The sequence below is a fragment of the Halobacteriovorax sp. DA5 genome (assembly GCF_002903145.1).
Lineage (GTDB): Bacteria > Bdellovibrionota > Bacteriovoracia > Bacteriovoracales > Bacteriovoracaceae > Halobacteriovorax_A.
In genome coordinates this window covers 250,009-265,687 of sequence record NZ_PPDJ01000003.1, presented here as the reverse complement: position 1 = coordinate 265,687, position 15,679 = coordinate 250,009, and the positions used below count along the sequence as shown (strand labels likewise).

Annotated in this window: 21 protein-coding genes; 11 read left to right on the top strand and 10 right to left on the bottom strand. The window is 36.7% G+C overall.

The window, feature by feature from the left end:
* Window positions 1-25 precede the first annotated feature (25 nt).
* From nrdR to C0Z22_RS07915, 3 genes are read left to right on the top strand one after another with little or no spacing between them, the layout of a single operon-like run.
* Window positions 26-562, top strand: coding sequence for a transcriptional regulator NrdR (nrdR, locus tag C0Z22_RS07925; RefSeq protein WP_021268241.1), 537 nt, complete (start codon window positions 26-28; stop codon window positions 560-562).
* On the top strand, window positions 537-1,016 hold the full coding sequence (gene nusB, locus C0Z22_RS07920; RefSeq protein ID WP_158246856.1) for a transcription antitermination factor NusB: 480 nt from the start codon (window positions 537-539) through the stop codon (window positions 1,014-1,016). Before nrdR ends, nusB begins: the two co-directional genes overlap by 26 nt.
* Window position 1,017: 1 nt before the next feature.
* Window positions 1,018-1,422 carry a hypothetical protein gene (locus C0Z22_RS07915; RefSeq protein WP_103217821.1) on the top strand — a complete coding sequence of 135 codons (405 nt, stop codon included), beginning with the start codon at window positions 1,018-1,020 and terminating at the stop codon, window positions 1,420-1,422.
* On the opposite strand, the gene C0Z22_RS07910 is transcribed toward C0Z22_RS07915, so the two are convergent.
* From C0Z22_RS07910 to C0Z22_RS07890, 5 genes are all read right to left on the bottom strand, one after another.
* Window positions 1,419-2,183 carry a HEAT repeat domain-containing protein gene (locus C0Z22_RS07910; protein ID WP_103217820.1) on the bottom strand — a complete coding sequence of 255 codons (765 nt, stop codon included), beginning with the start codon at window positions 2,181-2,183 and terminating at the stop codon, window positions 1,419-1,421. The two genes, C0Z22_RS07915 and C0Z22_RS07910, sit on opposite strands and share 4 nt — an antisense overlap.
* A gap of 46 nt (window positions 2,184-2,229) precedes the next feature.
* A complete protein-coding gene (locus tag C0Z22_RS07905; RefSeq protein WP_146037838.1) occupies window positions 2,230-3,279 on the bottom strand; it encodes a hypothetical protein in 1,050 nt (349 codons plus the stop codon).
* Window positions 3,280-3,394: 115 nt separating this feature from the next.
* Window positions 3,395-4,237 carry an inositol monophosphatase family protein gene (locus tag C0Z22_RS07900; RefSeq protein WP_103217818.1) on the bottom strand — a complete coding sequence of 281 codons (843 nt, stop codon included), beginning with the start codon at window positions 4,235-4,237 and terminating at the stop codon, window positions 3,395-3,397.
* Window positions 4,221-4,424: a DNA gyrase inhibitor YacG gene (locus C0Z22_RS07895; RefSeq protein WP_199177538.1), complete on the bottom strand. Its 204-nt coding sequence runs from the start codon at window positions 4,422-4,424 to the stop codon at window positions 4,221-4,223. Before C0Z22_RS07895 ends, C0Z22_RS07900 begins: the two co-directional genes overlap by 17 nt.
* A 5-nt stretch (window positions 4,425-4,429) precedes the next feature.
* Complete coding sequence (locus C0Z22_RS07890) at window positions 4,430-5,230, bottom strand: aminotransferase class IV (RefSeq protein WP_103217816.1); 801 nt, start codon at window positions 5,228-5,230, stop codon at window positions 4,430-4,432.
* Window positions 5,231-5,269: 39 nt separating this feature from the next.
* On the opposite strand from C0Z22_RS07890, the gene C0Z22_RS07885 reads away from it, so the two are divergent.
* The 3 genes from C0Z22_RS07885 to C0Z22_RS07875 are packed head-to-tail and all read left to right on the top strand — an operon-like array spanning window position 5,270 to window position 7,635.
* On the top strand, window positions 5,270-6,238 hold the full coding sequence (locus tag C0Z22_RS07885) for a hypothetical protein (protein WP_103217815.1): 969 nt from the start codon (window positions 5,270-5,272) through the stop codon (window positions 6,236-6,238).
* Window positions 6,210-7,016: a 3-methyl-2-oxobutanoate hydroxymethyltransferase gene (panB, locus tag C0Z22_RS07880; protein WP_103217993.1), complete on the top strand. Its 807-nt coding sequence runs from the start codon at window positions 6,210-6,212 to the stop codon at window positions 7,014-7,016. The genes C0Z22_RS07885 and panB overlap by 29 nt, the downstream gene beginning before the upstream one ends.
* Complete coding sequence (locus C0Z22_RS07875; RefSeq protein WP_103217814.1) at window positions 6,997-7,635, top strand: type III pantothenate kinase; 639 nt, start codon at window positions 6,997-6,999, stop codon at window positions 7,633-7,635. The genes panB and C0Z22_RS07875 overlap by 20 nt, the downstream gene beginning before the upstream one ends.
* Here the strand turns inward: C0Z22_RS07875 and C0Z22_RS07870 are convergent.
* Window positions 7,632-7,856 (bottom strand): hypothetical protein, encoded by a 225-nt coding sequence (locus C0Z22_RS07870; RefSeq protein ID WP_103217813.1) that lies wholly within the window; start codon window positions 7,854-7,856, stop codon window positions 7,632-7,634. The genes C0Z22_RS07875 and C0Z22_RS07870 overlap by 4 nt on opposite strands.
* A 128-nt stretch (window positions 7,857-7,984) precedes the next feature.
* Between C0Z22_RS07870 and coaBC the strand changes: the two genes are divergently transcribed.
* The 4 genes from coaBC to C0Z22_RS07850 are packed head-to-tail and all read left to right on the top strand — an operon-like array spanning window position 7,985 to window position 11,794.
* Window positions 7,985-9,211 (top strand): bifunctional phosphopantothenoylcysteine decarboxylase/phosphopantothenate--cysteine ligase CoaBC, encoded by a 1,227-nt coding sequence (coaBC, locus tag C0Z22_RS07865; RefSeq protein WP_103217812.1) that lies wholly within the window; start codon window positions 7,985-7,987, stop codon window positions 9,209-9,211.
* Window positions 9,208-10,077, top strand: coding sequence for a pantoate--beta-alanine ligase (gene panC / locus C0Z22_RS07860; RefSeq protein ID WP_103217811.1), 870 nt, complete (start codon window positions 9,208-9,210; stop codon window positions 10,075-10,077). Before coaBC ends, panC begins: the two co-directional genes overlap by 4 nt.
* A complete protein-coding gene (gene hflX / locus C0Z22_RS07855) occupies window positions 10,070-11,398 on the top strand; it encodes a GTPase HflX (RefSeq protein ID WP_103217810.1) in 1,329 nt (442 codons plus the stop codon). Before panC ends, hflX begins: the two co-directional genes overlap by 8 nt.
* 42 nt (window positions 11,399-11,440) lie before the next feature.
* Window positions 11,441-11,794, top strand: a complete 354-nt coding sequence (locus tag C0Z22_RS07850; protein ID WP_103217809.1) for a hypothetical protein — start codon at window positions 11,441-11,443, stop codon at window positions 11,792-11,794.
* Window positions 11,795-11,799: 5 nt separating this feature from the next.
* Here C0Z22_RS07850 and C0Z22_RS07845 read toward each other — a convergent pair whose 3' ends face one another.
* Both C0Z22_RS07845 and C0Z22_RS07840 read right to left on the bottom strand, forming a co-directional pair.
* Window positions 11,800-12,072 carry a peptidylprolyl isomerase gene (locus C0Z22_RS07845; RefSeq protein ID WP_103217808.1) on the bottom strand — a complete coding sequence of 91 codons (273 nt, stop codon included), beginning with the start codon at window positions 12,070-12,072 and terminating at the stop codon, window positions 11,800-11,802.
* Between the two features lie 99 nt (window positions 12,073-12,171).
* Window positions 12,172-12,519 carry a hypothetical protein gene (locus C0Z22_RS07840; RefSeq protein ID WP_103217807.1) on the bottom strand — a complete coding sequence of 116 codons (348 nt, stop codon included), beginning with the start codon at window positions 12,517-12,519 and terminating at the stop codon, window positions 12,172-12,174.
* Between the two features lie 51 nt (window positions 12,520-12,570).
* Here C0Z22_RS07840 and C0Z22_RS07835 point away from each other — a divergent pair, with 51 nt between their 5' ends.
* Window positions 12,571-12,861 carry a hypothetical protein gene (locus C0Z22_RS07835; protein WP_146037837.1) on the top strand — a complete coding sequence of 97 codons (291 nt, stop codon included), beginning with the start codon at window positions 12,571-12,573 and terminating at the stop codon, window positions 12,859-12,861.
* A 7-nt stretch (window positions 12,862-12,868) separates the two neighbouring features.
* Here C0Z22_RS07835 and C0Z22_RS07830 read toward each other — a convergent pair whose 3' ends face one another.
* Both C0Z22_RS07830 and C0Z22_RS07825 read right to left on the bottom strand, forming a co-directional pair.
* On the bottom strand, window positions 12,869-13,714 hold the full coding sequence (locus C0Z22_RS07830; protein WP_146037836.1) for a prepilin-type N-terminal cleavage/methylation domain-containing protein: 846 nt from the start codon (window positions 13,712-13,714) through the stop codon (window positions 12,869-12,871).
* Window positions 13,715-13,844: 130 nt separating this feature from the next.
* Entirely contained in the window at window positions 13,845-15,578 is a 1,734-nt protein-coding gene (locus C0Z22_RS07825) for a 30S ribosomal protein S1 (protein WP_103217804.1), read from the bottom strand.
* Window positions 15,579-15,679 lie beyond the last annotated feature (101 nt).

Sequence of the window (15,679 nt, the reverse complement as noted above, 5' to 3'; positions counted from 1 at the left end):
TGGGAATATGCAATGCATTCATATTATGCTAAAAATAGATATGTATTGCCCAAGTTGCCAAACACCTAACACAAAAGTTATTGATTCCAGACATCTGTCAGATGGACTTGCTGTTCGTCGTCGCAGGGCATGTCTAAATTGTGACTTTCGTTATACGACTTATGAGAAGCTTCAGCTTCAAGTTCCGGCACTTGTAAAGAATGACAAAAGACGAGAGCCATATAACCGCGAAAAAATTTCGAAAGGGATCAATAAGGCCTGTCAAAAAAGACCTTTAACTACGGCACAAATCAACCGATTAATTGATGATGTTGAGATGACTCTATCGCAAATGAACAATATCGAAGTTCCTGCGAAAATTGTTGGTGAAGTTGTTATGGAAAAGCTTTACGAGCTAGACCCTGTTGCCTACGTTAGATATGCTTCATTCTATTGGAACTTTAAAGACATCGATGGCTTCATCGAAAGTTTACAAAAGAGCATCGGTCAATTTGGAAATTTAAAAGAAAAGTTTTTATTAAATAAGGATTCAACTAGTGAAAAACCAAGCATTCAACAATAAGTCAGCAGCACGTCGTTTTGCTTTTAAATTTATCTACAAATTATTTTTAAAAGACTTCAAAACAGAACTTGAAGAATATAAAGATGATATTGGAAAGCTTAAGGCCGATATTGAAATGTTTGAAGAATCATACATGAAAGAAGACGAAGAGCACCATGATAATGATATCAACCCAAGCGTACAAAGCTTTGGTAATAAACTAATTACAGGTGTTATCAAGAACTTTCCTGAAATCAAAGAAACAGCATCAGCTTATATTCTAAAAAGAAGCTTTGATTCAGTAGATGCAATTGAAAGAGCAATTATTTGCCTTGGAACTTATGAGATTAAGTTTGAAGATACTCCAAATAATGCTGCAATCAATGAGTACATCAACCTTGTAAAGAGCTATGGGAAAGAAGAATCTAAAAGCTTTGTTAACGGAATCCTAGATAAGGTAAGTAAAGCACAATAAAATGGCACTAAAGCACGAACTCTTCACATTAATAAATGAAAAAGTTGGCGCAGTCATCTGTCTCTATGACGAGCAACAAGAAAGTTCTGCTCAAATCCTCGAGGCCATTAACCATCTCGTTGATGGCACACTAGAGGAAAGAATTTTAAAGTCTAAGAATAAAAATCTAATTAAAGATAGCTTAAGCCATTACTTCTTTTCAAAGAATTATGGTGAACAACTCAATATCATTTTCACTTCAATTCCTAATACACCTTCTCAAATTGAATTAAAGCAATTCATTGGTGTTTTAGATGCTCAGAAGAAAACTCATATCGAAGAGAAAGAGATCGTTGTGATAAAACCTAAAGGACATGCCTTTAAGTTTCATCACCCATCATTTCAGATTAATCATTTTGAATACTAGCGGATAACTACTGCCGCTTGAGAAATTTTAGACCAGAAACGTTTCTTCTCTTTTAAGTTACCGTTTGGCGCTTTTCTACCAGTAATCTTCTCTAATGTATCAGAGATTTCACTGTGAATATCAGAATATTTTTCTTTTTGAATCATTGATAGAAGAGGTTTCTTAGCTTTTTCGAACTTAAGATCACCTATTGTAGTAATAATTTCTTTTACAATATGGGCCCTCTTTGTTGACTTGAGTTTTTCATTGATATGATAGTTTCTCTTATCATATAGCATGGCCCAAATATTTGGAGCGAGGTCTGTAAGGTTTAACTTCTTAACATTCTCTAGTGCTTGATAGCGAACAATTAGAGAATTGTCTTTTAGAGATTGCTTATAAACATCCTTATAATCTGTTTGATTTAAAGCTAATAATGATTTTAGAGCGGCCATTCTCATAACCCAGTTAGGATGCTTCGCAAACTTAGAAATAAATGGAGCTGATTTCTTTCCCATAACTCTACCAAGTAAGAAAGTGGCCATCCAACGATTTTTCTCTGGATACTTTTCGTTCTTCATTACATTGATAAGTGCCGCTACTGACTTTCCTTTAAGCTTTAATACTTGCTGTTTAAGCTTATCCATTTCAGCAGACTTTAGATTGTACTTGAATTGTCTTTCTAGCTTCTGCGTTAAGACAGCTTGATGTGCCTTGTGATTAACAGCAGAGTACGAGTTAAAACTAACAATTAATGTTGCAATAAGAAGTAGTTTTTTCAAAAGACATCCTTGTCCAAATAAACTTATAAGATTTTAGTAATTAATTCTAACCTAGCATTTTCTCAAATTCACTTAAAAGTTCTTCTGCAGATTTTTGCTCAGCTGATTCATTATCAGGCGCTTTCTCAGCAGCAACATCGGCCACTGGCGCAGGAGCAGGTGCCTCTGCTTCTTCAATTGGTTCAGGGGCTGCATCCATTGTCGGTTCATCAAAAGATTCTTCGAAAACCTCAGGAGCTTCTTCCATCAGCGTCTCAGGTTCAGGAATTTCAACTGGCTCTGGTGCTTCGACTGGCTCTTCCTCAGGAGAAGTAAATTCATCTGGCTCAGGAGAAAGATCAACCTCAGGTTCGGCTTCTGGAGTTAAGTCAATCTCAGGCTCTGAAGGTTCAGTAGGCTCTTGCATTACTGGAGCTGCTCCAGAATCCGCTAATTGCGCTTTAAGTTGTTCATTTTCTTGCTTAAACTTTCTAAGGTCAGCAAGATCACCTTCAATCATTTCATATTCTTTAAGTCTAGCTTGAAGCTCATCTCTTTCAGAAGCTAGAGCTGATACTTCAGCACTACTATCACCGGCCGTGGCACTAGCAGTTTTTAAAGTTTCAACTTGTGCTTTTAACTGTGCAATTTCAGAATTTAGATTTGTTATAATTTGAGCTGAATCAGAATTAGAACCCGATTGCTCTACAACATTAAGTTGTGCTTCAAGGTCTCTAATTAGAGAATCCTTATTTGCAATTTGTCCATTTAGTGCAGCAATTTCTGCATTCTTACTTGCAAGCTGTGCACCATCAACATTACCTGTTGGAAGACTTCCTCCAGGAACTACAGAAGGAATCCCCTCTCCTGTATCTAATCCACCGCCTCTAAAAAGAGATGACTTAAGAGCATTCGAGTTTTGAATAACTGAGTCTAGATAGCTCTTTAGAACATTTGCTGGAATTTGATGTTGTAACTCCTGCATACGTTTTCTTGTATAAAACCAATAAACGACGATGATACAAATTAAAAGTATAAGAATAGAGAATAAAATATAAAAAACGTTGTCACTAACGTACATCATTTCTCTTGATAATCTCGTGATAGAATTCGTCACTTTTTAATCCTTTTAATATATAAACCTTTGATTATTTTAACATAATCAGCGCTATTTAAAAGATATGAAAAAATAGCAAAAATGAACCTATAAAGTAGGTGTTTGGCCGAGCTTTTTAATCAGAAACCATTTCATTTAGTTTCTCATAAAGGGGATTTCTGCCTACAATAATTGTCTCTGAGAAGATATTATGATCATGACCATTATACTCTGTTACTTTTGCACCAGCTTCTGAACAAATTATTTTTCCAGCGGCTACGTCCCATGGGGCCAGCCCCTTCTCCCAAAAGCCATCAAAGATTCCACGGGCCACATAACAAAGATCGATGGCCGCTGAGCCAAGTCTGCGAACAGCAGAGATATTAACCATGACTTTTTTAAATTTTTTGAACTCATCATTAAATGGCTTTCCCTTCTCTGTGGCAAAGCCTGTTGCTAATAGAAATCCACGATCTCTTGAGCGCGTTTTTTTTAGTTGAGTCTTTTCTTTGCCCTTCATAAGATATGCTCCATTGCCTTTTGTAGCACAATAAAACTCACCTTTTTCAGGGATGTAAATTACCCCAACAACCGGTTGAAGTTTATAAGTTAGCGAAAGACAAACACAGTAATGTTCCAGGCCGTGAACAAAATTATTTGTACCATCAAGGGGGTCAATAACCCAAAGGTAGTCGCTATCTTGGTATTCCTTAAGATGCTTATAATCACCTTGGTACTTGTGATAGAAGTCTTCTTCGGCCAATACAGGAATATCTGAATGTAGTTTATAGAGCTGGTCTATAATATATCCCTCAGAAGCATGATCTGCTGCTGAGACTGCGCCTTGAGCATCTTTATAACTAATCGATAAATTTGAAAGATCTTTTTGATAAGGTTTTAAAATTCTTCCAGCTCCACGAGCAATTCTAATCAACTCACCTTCAATGGCAATAAGTTCACTCTTAGTAATCTTCTTCATCCTGTCTCTTTCTAATTACGGCCTCTAAATCACTTTCAGATAATGGCTCATTACTTGCGACTGTATAATTTTCAGTAAGCCACATTCCTAAATCAACCATTTTACATTTCTCACTACAAAATGGACGAAATTCACTTGAATAATAATTAAACTCTTTTGAGCATTCAGGGCATTTAACCTTCAACACTTTTGTCACCAAATTTCTCCGTAAAACTCGTTAACTAACTTCTTAATTTGTGTATCTTCATTATAAGCTACTTCATCTATACTTGAAATATGCCTTATGCCATTAAATGAACTTGTAGAAAAACAACTTTCAAATTCATGTAGTTCTGCTGCATGAACGCGCATCTCTTTTAGCGGACGTCCTAATTTCTCAAGCATAAACTTAATTCTCTCAAGGGAAATTCCATCAAGAACACCAAACTCAGCAATGGGAGTAATATACTCATCCCCTCTCTTAAAAATAATATTAGCTGTAGGTAGCTCTAATATATATGATTCAGAATCAAGCAAGAGAACGTCATCATAACCTTGGGCCAAACACTCTTTTCTCAATTGAAATTGAAATTGGTAATTACTGCGCTTTAAAAAGTCGGGAAAGTTTCGATCAGGATAATAGCAACGAGACATAATCTTTAAGGCACTCGTTAATTGCGATTTTTCTACCGCCCAAATCCAATATTGAATTTCTCCAGATAGTTCACGATAGAATGTAATCCTTAGATAAGCATGAGCAATAGAAGTAAACTCATCAAGAATTTTAGCTGTGGCCAATTGGACTTCATCAATTAAAGATTTACTAAAATCATTAGGCCAACAATATTGAAAAGACTTCTCTAATCTTTCACGATGCTGATCCCAAAAAATCGCCTTTCCCTCTTTAACAAGTATTGTTGTAAAAAAAGAATTCCCCCAGAGATTTCCCTCATTAATTAATGCATCACGTGCTGTTAAGCCTTTTTTAGAAAAATAGATTACTTCCTGTGCCATAACTTCCCTTATTGTTTCAATCCATGATATCTAATTTTTATGATGAAAAATAGTAGCGATAATATTTCTAATGATATTTTAATTATTGGCTTTGGCTCTCAAGCAAAATCATGGTCACTTAACCTAAGAGATTCTGCTCGATCAGTCACTATAGGCTTGCGCCAAGGTAGCAGCTCAATCGCCCTTGCAAATAAGATGGGGTTTCCAACAATTGATATCAATAATTCGAAAATTGCTAATTATGAATTTATCATCATCCTAACACCAGATGATACACATGAAGAAATCTTAACTTCTCTTCAATTCTCTGATACGAATTTTAAGCAAAGATTAGTTTACGGTCATGGCTATAGTGTTATGTACCAAGACCTACGATCAAAGCTTCCTTCACATGGGCACTTTCTCTTGGCGCCAAAAGCTATTGCAAGTGAACTACGCTTTGGTTACGAAACAAATGCGCCCTTAACTGCTGTTGTTAATTGTGAAGATGAGAAACTTCTAAAGCTATCAAAAGATTTAGGCATTAGTGTTGGCCCAATTGTCGCAAGCTTCGAAGAAGAAACTATTTGTGATCTCTTTTCTGAGCAATCAATCCTATGCTCAGTCATTCCCCAAGCTGCAAGGCTGTCATTTGAAACCCTGATTGCAAAAGGTCACACTCCAGAGATTGCTTATATCGAATGTTGGCATGAGGTTAAACTCATAGCTGACGCCATGATAAAATTTGGCCCAACCGAGTTTATGAAGCTCATCTCTCCAAATGCCTTTATGGGTGGAGAAATGGCCAAGTCACTGATTTTTGATGATGAGTATCAGAACAAGCTCAATAAAATCTATGAAAATATCGAAAATGGCTCTTTTGCCCGTGAAATTCTTCATACTGATTTCCAAAAGCAGCTCTCTCAGGTTATAAGTGAGTGGAATAACTTAGAAATCACCAAGGTTTATAATAGCTTTGGAAAGAAATTGGTTCATGGGAATGAAGAAGCTAACAACTCGCAAAATTAGAAAATCAAAACTTTCTGCAACAGGAAAGTCACTACAAGTTCTTACTTGTTACGATTATCAAACAGCTCAAATGTTAAATGAAACTGAGCTTGATATGATTCTTGTGGGCGACAGCCTTGGTAATGTTGTTCTTGGTTATGATACGACTGTTCAAGTTAGCCTAACAGAAATGTCCATTTTTGGTGCAGCAGTAAGAAGAGGTGCTCCAAATAAATTTGTTATTGTTGATATGCCTTTTGGTTCATATACAACTTTTGATAAGGCCCTTGAAAATGCCACAAAGTTATTTCAAGAAACTCAAGCTGAAGCACTTAAGCTTGAAGGTGCCTACCCTCACCAATTAGATATCATCAAAAGACTTACTCAATCAGGGATTCCTGTTATGGGCCATATTGGTCTAACGCCTCAAAGCGTTCATGAGCAAGGTGGTTACTATACTCACGGTAAGGATGATTCGGATAAAGCAAGACTACTTGCCGAAGCAAAACTTTTAGAAGAAGCTGGTTGTTTTTCAATTGTTCTTGAATGTGTCACTGATGAGATTGCGACAATTATTACAAGAGAGCTTTCAATTCCAACAATTGGAATTGGAGCCGGAAAGAATACAGATGGGCAAGTTCTTGTGATTAATGATCTCTTGAAGATGGGACCTGGAAAGTATCCAAATTTTTGTAAGCCAATTGCTAACTTCTACGAACAAAAACTAAAACTCATTAGTGAATATATTCTTAAAAGTAAAAAAGCGGATAATTCAGACGATGCAGACCTACACCATTGATAGTGGAAACACTTTCTTAAAAATAGGTGTTTTTAAAGATAGCATTCTAAGAGATGTTAAAAAATTAAATATCTCAGATTTTAGTTTTAAATTTGAAGAGAGTGCTCCAATTATCTATTCTAATGTCTCAAAAGAAATAACAGACTTACTGCCTGAAAGAGCAGAGAATGCGAATGATCTTATTAGGGATTTTAAAACGACTTACGATCCAAATAAGCTAGGTATTGATCGCAAGGTAATTTCCCATTACCTACAAAAGAATTTTCCGAACGAAAAACTTCTACTCGTCGATACAGGAAGCTTCATCACATTCGATGAAATTGATCATGGAAAACATCTTGGTGGCCCGATCTTTTTAGGACTGGCAAATTACTTAAAATCATACCCAGAATTTTCAGCGAATCTTCCCCTACTAAGTGAAATCGATATAAATGATATGACTAATACAGAACAGGCCATCTCACATGCCTACATGGCCTATCTTGAGATGATTATTTCCCAAGTGAAAAAATATAATCAACACAGAGTCATTTTAACTGGTGGTGATTCTCATAAATTAAAAGATTGTGGTGAAATCCAGAGCGAACTAATTCATCATGCTCTCTTTAGTCTACTTTAACCTACAAAGTTCTTTTTAAAATTTGCTGGAATTTCGATAGCGCGATACTTCTTGCCATTAGAAAGTCGTAGCCAATAACCTTCCTTAACATCACCTTCAATAACGATATTAATTGGCTTCATTGACACGATATGATCGTAATTTATGTAGATTAGTTCTAGTGTATCTCCCAGTGCTTGTACGTCACGTTGTGAGATGATTGAGAACTTACCAAATTTCATAAACTTACCTTTGTTACTTATTACACAGGCCTTCCGAATACCTTCAGATATTTCAAATTCAATGGCCTAAATCCTTAAAAACATATATAAGATAGACACATAGTATTAACAACCAGAAAGTTAAATATATGAAAATATTAGTAGGTGTATGTGGCTCAGTTTCCGCTTATAAATCAATTGAGTTTGTAAGAGGGCTGGTAAAGAAAGGTCACGAGGTAAAGGTTATTTTAACAAGTGGAGCAACGAAATTTGTTCATGCTGACCTCTATACTTACCTTGGTGCCGCCCAAGTCTATAGCGCGCAATCTGACTTTAGTGGAAGTGTCGAAACAAAATCTGTTCTTCATATTGAGCTAGCAAAGTGGGCAGACTCACTTCATATCTATCCGGCCAGTGCTAATACAACTGCCAATCTTGCCATGGGTAAGGCCGATGATCTACTAACATCAATCTTTTTAGCAGGATGGGATAAGTTTCAAACGATTATTTATCCTGCCATGAATACGTCAATGTGGACGAATCCAATCACTCAAGAAAATATTGACCTACTTGAGAGGCTGAATAAGCAAAGTAATATCTTTATCTACCCACCAGCTTCTGGTGAACTCGCATGTGGTGATGTCGGTGCGGGAAAAATTCCAGCAGTTGAAGAGGTCCTGGCCAATTTTGATGCTATCAACCCATCAATAAATGAATCATCAAAACGAGTTGTTATTACAGCGGGAGCAACTGTTGCTCCAATTGATCCTGTACGTTTTGTAACAAATCCATCATCTGGTAAAACAGGTTATGAAATTGCAAAAGAATCTCTTCGCTTAGGATATCAAACGACAATTCTACTAGGACAAAACTCATGTCCAGAATTTCAATTTTTAAAAAGCCTTCCAGGAGTTAAAATCATTTCAGTTCGCACAACGGATGAAATGTATGAAGCAGTTCTTGCGCTTGAAAATCAATTTGATACTTATATTTCAACGGCCGCCATTAGTGATCTAAAATTTAAGACAGCAGAAGGTAAACTAAAGAAGGAAGCCCTATCTTCTAGTTTAGAATTTGAAAAGGCCCAAGATGTTCTTGCTCATGTTGTTGCCAATAAGTTAGAGAATCAAATTATTGTCGGATTTGCTGCTGAAACAGATCTTTCTAAAGAAGTCTTAGAATCAAAATATAATCGTAAGCCAACGAAACTCTTAATCGGAACTCATGTCGACAGTGGCCTTTGTAAGAGTTCACGAAAGGGCTTTGGTAATAATGAAGCTTACTACACAATCCTTAACGATGGCGTAATTGCCTTTACTGGTGAGCTATCAAAAATCGAGTTAGCAAAAGAAATATTTAAAAGGATTAAAGCTTGAAGTTAATTCAAACGCGATCAGATTTAATTGCAGCAATGAAAGAAGTCTCACACGACTCTCTTGGCCTTGTTGCAACAATGGGAAATCTACACGCAGGTCACATGAGCCTTCTAACAAACGCTCTTGAAACCTGTGATAAAGTTGTTGTCACAATCTTTGTAAACCCAAAGCAATTTGGAGAAAATGAAGATCTGGATAGCTACCCTCGAACACCAGAACAAGACCTTGACCTAATCAAGGAAACGGCAGGTAATCGTGCCGCTGATATATTAGTTTTCCTACCAAAAGATAATAGTGAAGTTTATCCAGCAGGCTTTAACACGACGGTATCAGTTGATGGTATTACGCAAAAGCTATGTGGACAAAGTCGTCCGACGCACTTTAGTGGTGTGACAACTGTTGTTTATCAACTCTTCACACTAATTAAACCAAGCCAGGCTTTCTTTGGTCAGAAAGATTATCAACAAGTTTGTGTCATTAGGAAAATGGCCCATGACTTAAATCTTGAACTTGAAATTAAAACAGTGCCAATTAAACGCGAAGAAAGTGGCCTTGCCCTTTCATCACGAAATGGCTACCTGACAAGTGAAGAAAAAGAATTTGCTCTTATTCTTCCAAATAAATTAAATGAACTAGAAAATCTTCTAGCAAGAACGACATGGGTTGAAGCACAGGCTCAGCTTAACGAAATCCTTGAGGAAACTTTAAAAGATTCAAATTGGGATTATCTTGAAGTACTTGATAGTACTAATTTAGAAGATGTTGAATCAAATACAAAAGAAGTTGTTATCGCTGGTGCATATTTTGTAGGAAGTAAACCTACTCGCCTTATCGATAACAGATTAGTGGAAATTACTTATGCTTGATAATGAATTTTTTATTTCACGTGAGGCAAAGGCCTCACTTGTATCTTTAGTTTGTCCAAAGTTTAAAGAACATGCGACAGAAAAAGACACTCTCCGTTCACTTGGAGAGCTAAGAGAACTAATGCGAACATTAGATATTGAAACAGGTGAACAGTATATTCAAAATAAGAAGACTGTTGATCCTGGAACAATCTTAGGAACAGGAAAGCTTGAAGAAATCGCAATGGATGCAAAAGCTGAAGGCTCGACTCTTCTTGTTTTTGACTGCGAGCTTACATCTTCACAAATTAGAAATATCAAAAAGCTAACAGGAATGTCGGTTGTTGACCGTTGCCATATTATTCTTGAGATCTTCTCTGAGCACGCCCGTACAAAAGAAGCACGTATTCAAATTGAAATCTCACGTCTGCAATATATCCTTCCTCGCCTGGCCGGTTTCTGGTCTCACCTTGGCCGTCAAAAAGGTGGTATTGGTGTCCGTGGTGGAGAGGGTGAACAGCAGATCGAGCTTGACCGTCGTATCATTCGCGAGCGTATTGAGTTCTACAAGAAAGAACTTAAGGAAGTTGAAAAATCTCGTATTGAGCAAAAGAAGAAACGCTCAAAGAAGGCCATTACAACGGCCCTTGTTGGTTATACAAATGCTGGGAAGTCGTCTCTTATGAATCGTCTTTGCCGCGTAAACGTCTTAGAAGAAGATAAGCTATTTGCGACTCTTGATTCGACATTTAGGATGTTAAACCCAGATACAAAGCCGCCGATGATCCTTATTGATACGGTAGGTTTCTTATCAAACCTTCCAAACACTCTTATTGATGGTTTCAAGACAACTCTTGAATCTGCCCTAGAAGCGGACCTTCTAATAATCGCTTGTGATATTAGTGATCCTAATTACGAAAAGCATCTTGAAGTTACAAATAATGTACTAAGTGAACTTGGACTTGCTGATAAAGAGCGCTTCATTGTCTTCAATAAGAAAGATAAGTTAAATGATAAGATTACTGAAACTATCATCAAGAGAAAACATCCTAATAGCTTTGTGATCTCTAGTTTTAATACTGATGAAATTGATAACCTTCGTGAATACATCGTTAACTTCTTTTTAGAAAAGCAGAATAATTACGATCTCTTTATTCCATATGATGCAGGGGCCGCACACTCAATTGTGGTTTCAAAAACAAACGTCATTAAAACAAGTAATCACGAAAAAGGGATCTACTATCAAGTTAGAGTACCTGACTTTATTTATAATCCATTAGGGTTACAAAAGTTTGAGCTCGGACCTCACGATCCCCTTCTAGACGAACTAGACGAAGTCTAAGTAAAAAATTAAATTTAAATTTTACTATTCCGATGAGCGAGTATGAACAAAATCATACTCGCAACACTTCTATCTACGCTATCTTGGTCTGCCTTTTCAGCAGTTAAAACAATCGACGTTGAAGCTTATTTTAAAACAGATATGGACTTCATGTTCTCAATCAAAAATAAGAACTACGATAAGGTCATTCTCGACTGTCAGGGTTTTATCAATGGCCTAAACCTATATAGCACACGTGGACACGATATTTTCACTCTTCCAGGATATGGACATTGCATGGCCATCCACAATGAAATCATTAAGAATATCAAAGATGAGAAAAGTTCTTGTTTAGTATTAAATGATAAGGAAGGGCAAATACTAGTTCTGGACAGCAAGTGCCCAGAACAGAAGTAGAAGTCTTAAGAGATTCTCTTAATTAGGTGGTAACCAAATTGCGTGCGAACGATTGGAGAGAGCTCTCCAACTTCTAGTGCAAACGCAGCTTTTTCAAATGGTGCCACCATCATCCCTTTTCCAAACTCTCCAAGGTCTCCACCTTGTTGCCCAGAAGGACAATTAGAAAAATCTTTTGCAAGTTCTTCAAAAGTTTTTCCATCTTCAAGCTTTTTTAATAAATCTTTCGCTTCATATTCTTGATCAACAAGAATGTGAGCACAACGAATCTTAGACATAGTTTTTCCTTTGAATATATTTTTTAAGAATGAAATCGCCAATAGTATGTTCCTATGATTACGAGAATTATAATGGCAAGGCCAAGATACATGTAAAACTCATCCCTCTCCATTAAAATCTCCACAAATACGATCGAGGTTAGAAAGTAAATTTGCAATATCTAACGGTGCCTCTATAACACGCTGAGCACCCTCTTCACCCTTCGTCACAAGTTGAACAACAGGGATATTTTGGCAAAACTCTGATTCGATTTTTCCAATTGTATCGGCCGTGATTGTCGAAAGATCCACGAGGATGACTTCAGGCACAATATCTCTGATAAAATGAAAGGCCTCTTCTTCATTAGATAGCGTGAAGAAATCTCCACCGACTTCCCTACCTAAGGCCTCGATAGCAGTTATCATCATTTGGTTATTAGATAAAAAGAATAGTTTTTTAATTTTCACGATTAAGCCTTCGTATGTTACATTTAATCAATAAGAGTAATGGGAGTTCACATGTCTAGCCGCATTAAAATTATTGATAACCTATCCAATTCTACCTTATATGAGTTTTCAATGGAAGACGCAGATCGTGCTTATCAAAAATCTGAAGAGCTGGAAGAAATGGGCCTTGATATTAAGCTAGTTATCCCTTCAGTCTCGCAAACTCTTATTGAATCTCTCGGTGCCTCAAGTGAAACAGTTGAAAAGCTTAAGGAAATGCTGGATGAAGAAATTGCCTCTCATATCGATGAAGAAGATGGAGGGTGCTCAATTTGTCTTCCAGATGGAAAGGTTCATCAATAAATTAAGATCAAAGTTCTTCATTGAGAAGAGCTTCCATCTTCTTTGTATTCTCTTGAAGAGATTTTAAAGATTCCATTGCCTTTTGAAGTTCAGGATTATTTTTTACGGCCTTACTAATATCTTCTTGTGACAGTGATTGACCAGTTTTCTGGGCCGCTTCGTTAATTGATTCCTCAAAGACCTTATCGTAATCAGTCTTTTTCGAAAGATCGTTATTTACTGACTCTTGACTAGATTCACTCTCACTAGGGTTTGAATCTGAACCACTACTTGTTTCTGCAGTTGAGGAACTCGAAGAAGTATTCATAAAAGGTATCTTTGGTAAATATATTCCACCCAGAACCCCGCAGTCCTCTACTCGATTTGAATCATTCACAAATAGATCAACCTCAAATCGCTTAATAATCGTCTTCCCACCATAAGCATTATTATTCATACGATTAAGTTCTAAATTTAATTTTAATTCCGCACGGTGAAAGTCTTGTCCTTCTACCTTGTTCACATAGAAGTTCGAAATATACATTGAAGAAAGAACGAAATTCGTTCCGTTAACCTTATCTCCTATCGTGTACTTTGCCTTACCATCAGCTCTAACTATCTCTTCAAGAATGAGATCATTCTCTATCACCCCAAGCTTTCCTAGAGACCTTTTACAGATCCCAGGCTTTGCCATATAGGCCTTAATTGCATTAGCGTAGTTATTTAGCTCTGTTTGATTAATTGCAGTCTTTGTCGACTTCATTTGAGTCTTCATGAAACGAGCGAATCCAAGTGCTATAATTGCTAAAAGGCCTGCTGCCATAACAATCTCAAGCAAGGTAAAGCCAGAGTTATTTTTTGTGATTTTGTGCATAAATATATTTTAACGGAGAACTGAGTTTGAAGAAAGAATAAATATAAATTCCATCCTGGACATGCGTCCGCGGGCATAAAAAAGGCCACCCTAGGGGTGGCCTCGTATAATCAACTATTTAAGTAGTAGATTACTCGTCATTTCCAAGGTTGAAACCTTTAAGAACATCACCAAGAGTTGCAGACTTAACTACTTCTTGTTGCATTCCCTGAGTATCAGAGTTTAGAGCAGACTTCATAGAAAGAGCGATTTTCTTCGCATCTTTATCTAGAGAGATAACCATAGCTTTAACTACGTCACCTTTCTTAACTACGTCTTCTGGCTTCTCAACTCTATCTTCAGATAGTTCAGAAATGTGAACTAGACCTTCGATACCAGTTTCAAGTTCAACGAAAGCACCAAAATCAGTTACTCTAACGATTTGAGCTTCAACGATTGTACCAACTGGAAGTCTTGTTTCAATTTTCTTCCAAGGATCTTCTTTAAGTTGCTTAACACCTAGACAGAATTTTTGGTTTTCTTTATCAACTGAAACTACAGCAGCTTCAATCTCATCACCAACTTTGTAATCATCGTTTAGGTTGATATTTTTCTTAGTCCAAGAGAAATCAGATACGTGAATTAGAGCATCTACTTCTTCACCAAGGTCAACGAAGATACCAAATTCAACGATTGATTTAACTTTACCAGTAACTTTTGAACCTACAGGGAACTTAGCTTCTAGAGCATCCCATGGGTTTTCTTGAAGTTGCTTGATACCAAGAGAAATTCTCTTGTTTTCTACGTCTACTTCTAGAACCTGTGCTTCAACGATTTCACCTACAGTGAAGTGCTTAGTTGGGTTCTTGATAGAGTTTGTCCAAGACATTTCAGAAACGTGGATTAGACCTTCGATTCCGTCATCAAGCTCGATGAAGATACCGTAATCTTTAACAGATACGATTTCACCTTTAACTTTTGTTCCTGCAACATACTTATCTTGAGCAGCTTCCCAAGGGTTTTCTTGAACTTGCTTAAGACCAAGAGAAACTCTTTCTTTTTCTTTATCAAACTTAAGGATCTTAACTTCGATTTCGTCACCAAGAGTAAGGATATTTGATGGGTGCTTAACACGTCCCCATGACATATCAGTGATGTGTAGAAGACCGTCAATTCCACCTAGATCGATGAATGCACCGTAATCAGTGATGTTTTTAACGATACCTTTAACAACCATTCCTTCTTCAATTTGAGAAAGAACTTCACCACGTAGTTTACCTCTTTCTTCAGCAAGAATTGCTCTTCTTGAAAGAACGATGTTTCCACGTTTCTTGTTAAACTTGATAACTTTGAATTCCATCTTTTTACCGATGAATTTATCAAGGTTTCTAGTTGGTCTAACATCAATTTGTGAACCAGGTAAGAAAGCCTTAACACCGATATCAACAGATAGACCACCCTTAACTTTTGCTACAACTGTACCAGTAACTGGAGTACCGTCTTCACATGCTTCAGAAATTTTATCCCAAGCTTTAAGGATTTGAGCTTTGTCCATTGAAAGAACTAGGTTACCTAGGTGAGACTCTAGTTTATCAAGATAAACTTCAATTTCGTCACCAAGTGCAACTTTTAGAGAACCATCGTAGTTAGTGAATTCTCTTTTTGGAACAAGACCTTCTTGCTTGTATCCAATGTCAACAAGTACGTAATCTGGTGAGATGTTAACAATTTTACCTTTGAAAACTTCACCTTCTGTAAATGTTGGAGTTTCTGTCGAATCTAGTAGTTTCGAAAACTCTGTTTCATCTCTTGTCTCGATGTCTTCACCAAGAACAACTTCGTAACCTTGCATCCAAGATTGTTTTAGATTGTTTAAATCTGTCATAATTTACCTCATGGAAGGATTATTAACTGTGTCCAATCAATATTCCTTATATTTTTTGATTCTAAGGGAAACCCTTAGTGTAAATCTCTTCTACTGAAGAC

Excerpts from the sequence above, each read along its gene's own strand:
- nrdR (WP_021268241.1), top strand. The coding sequence starts at position 26 with ATGCTAAAAATAGATATGTATTGCCCAAGTTGCCAAACACCTAACACA.
- C0Z22_RS07915 (WP_103217821.1), top strand. The coding sequence starts at position 1,018 with ATGGCACTAAAGCACGAACTCTTCACATTAATAAATGAAAAAGTTGGC.
- C0Z22_RS07900 (WP_103217818.1), bottom strand. The coding sequence starts at position 4,237 with ATGAAGAAGATTACTAAGAGTGAACTTATTGCCATTGAAGGTGAGTTG.
- C0Z22_RS07890 (WP_103217816.1), bottom strand. The coding sequence starts at position 5,230 with ATGGCACAGGAAGTAATCTATTTTTCTAAAAAAGGCTTAACAGCACGT.
- C0Z22_RS07885 (WP_103217815.1), top strand. The coding sequence starts at position 5,270 with ATGATGAAAAATAGTAGCGATAATATTTCTAATGATATTTTAATTATT.
- panB (WP_103217993.1), top strand. The coding sequence starts at position 6,210 with ATGAAGAAGCTAACAACTCGCAAAATTAGAAAATCAAAACTTTCTGCA.
- C0Z22_RS07875 (WP_103217814.1), top strand. The coding sequence starts at position 6,997 with ATGCAGACCTACACCATTGATAGTGGAAACACTTTCTTAAAAATAGGT.
- C0Z22_RS07870 (WP_103217813.1), bottom strand. The coding sequence starts at position 7,856 with ATGAAATTTGGTAAGTTCTCAATCATCTCACAACGTGACGTACAAGCA.
- coaBC (WP_103217812.1), top strand. The coding sequence starts at position 7,985 with ATGAAAATATTAGTAGGTGTATGTGGCTCAGTTTCCGCTTATAAATCA.
- hflX (WP_103217810.1), top strand. The coding sequence starts at position 10,070 with ATGCTTGATAATGAATTTTTTATTTCACGTGAGGCAAAGGCCTCACTT.
- C0Z22_RS07850 (WP_103217809.1), top strand. The coding sequence starts at position 11,441 with ATGAACAAAATCATACTCGCAACACTTCTATCTACGCTATCTTGGTCT.
- C0Z22_RS07845 (WP_103217808.1), bottom strand. The coding sequence starts at position 12,072 with ATGTCTAAGATTCGTTGTGCTCACATTCTTGTTGATCAAGAATATGAA.
- C0Z22_RS07835 (WP_146037837.1), top strand. The coding sequence starts at position 12,571 with ATGTCTAGCCGCATTAAAATTATTGATAACCTATCCAATTCTACCTTA.
- C0Z22_RS07830 (WP_146037836.1), bottom strand. The coding sequence starts at position 13,714 with ATGCACAAAATCACAAAAAATAACTCTGGCTTTACCTTGCTTGAGATT.
- C0Z22_RS07825 (WP_103217804.1), bottom strand. The coding sequence starts at position 15,578 with ATGACAGATTTAAACAATCTAAAACAATCTTGGATGCAAGGTTACGAA.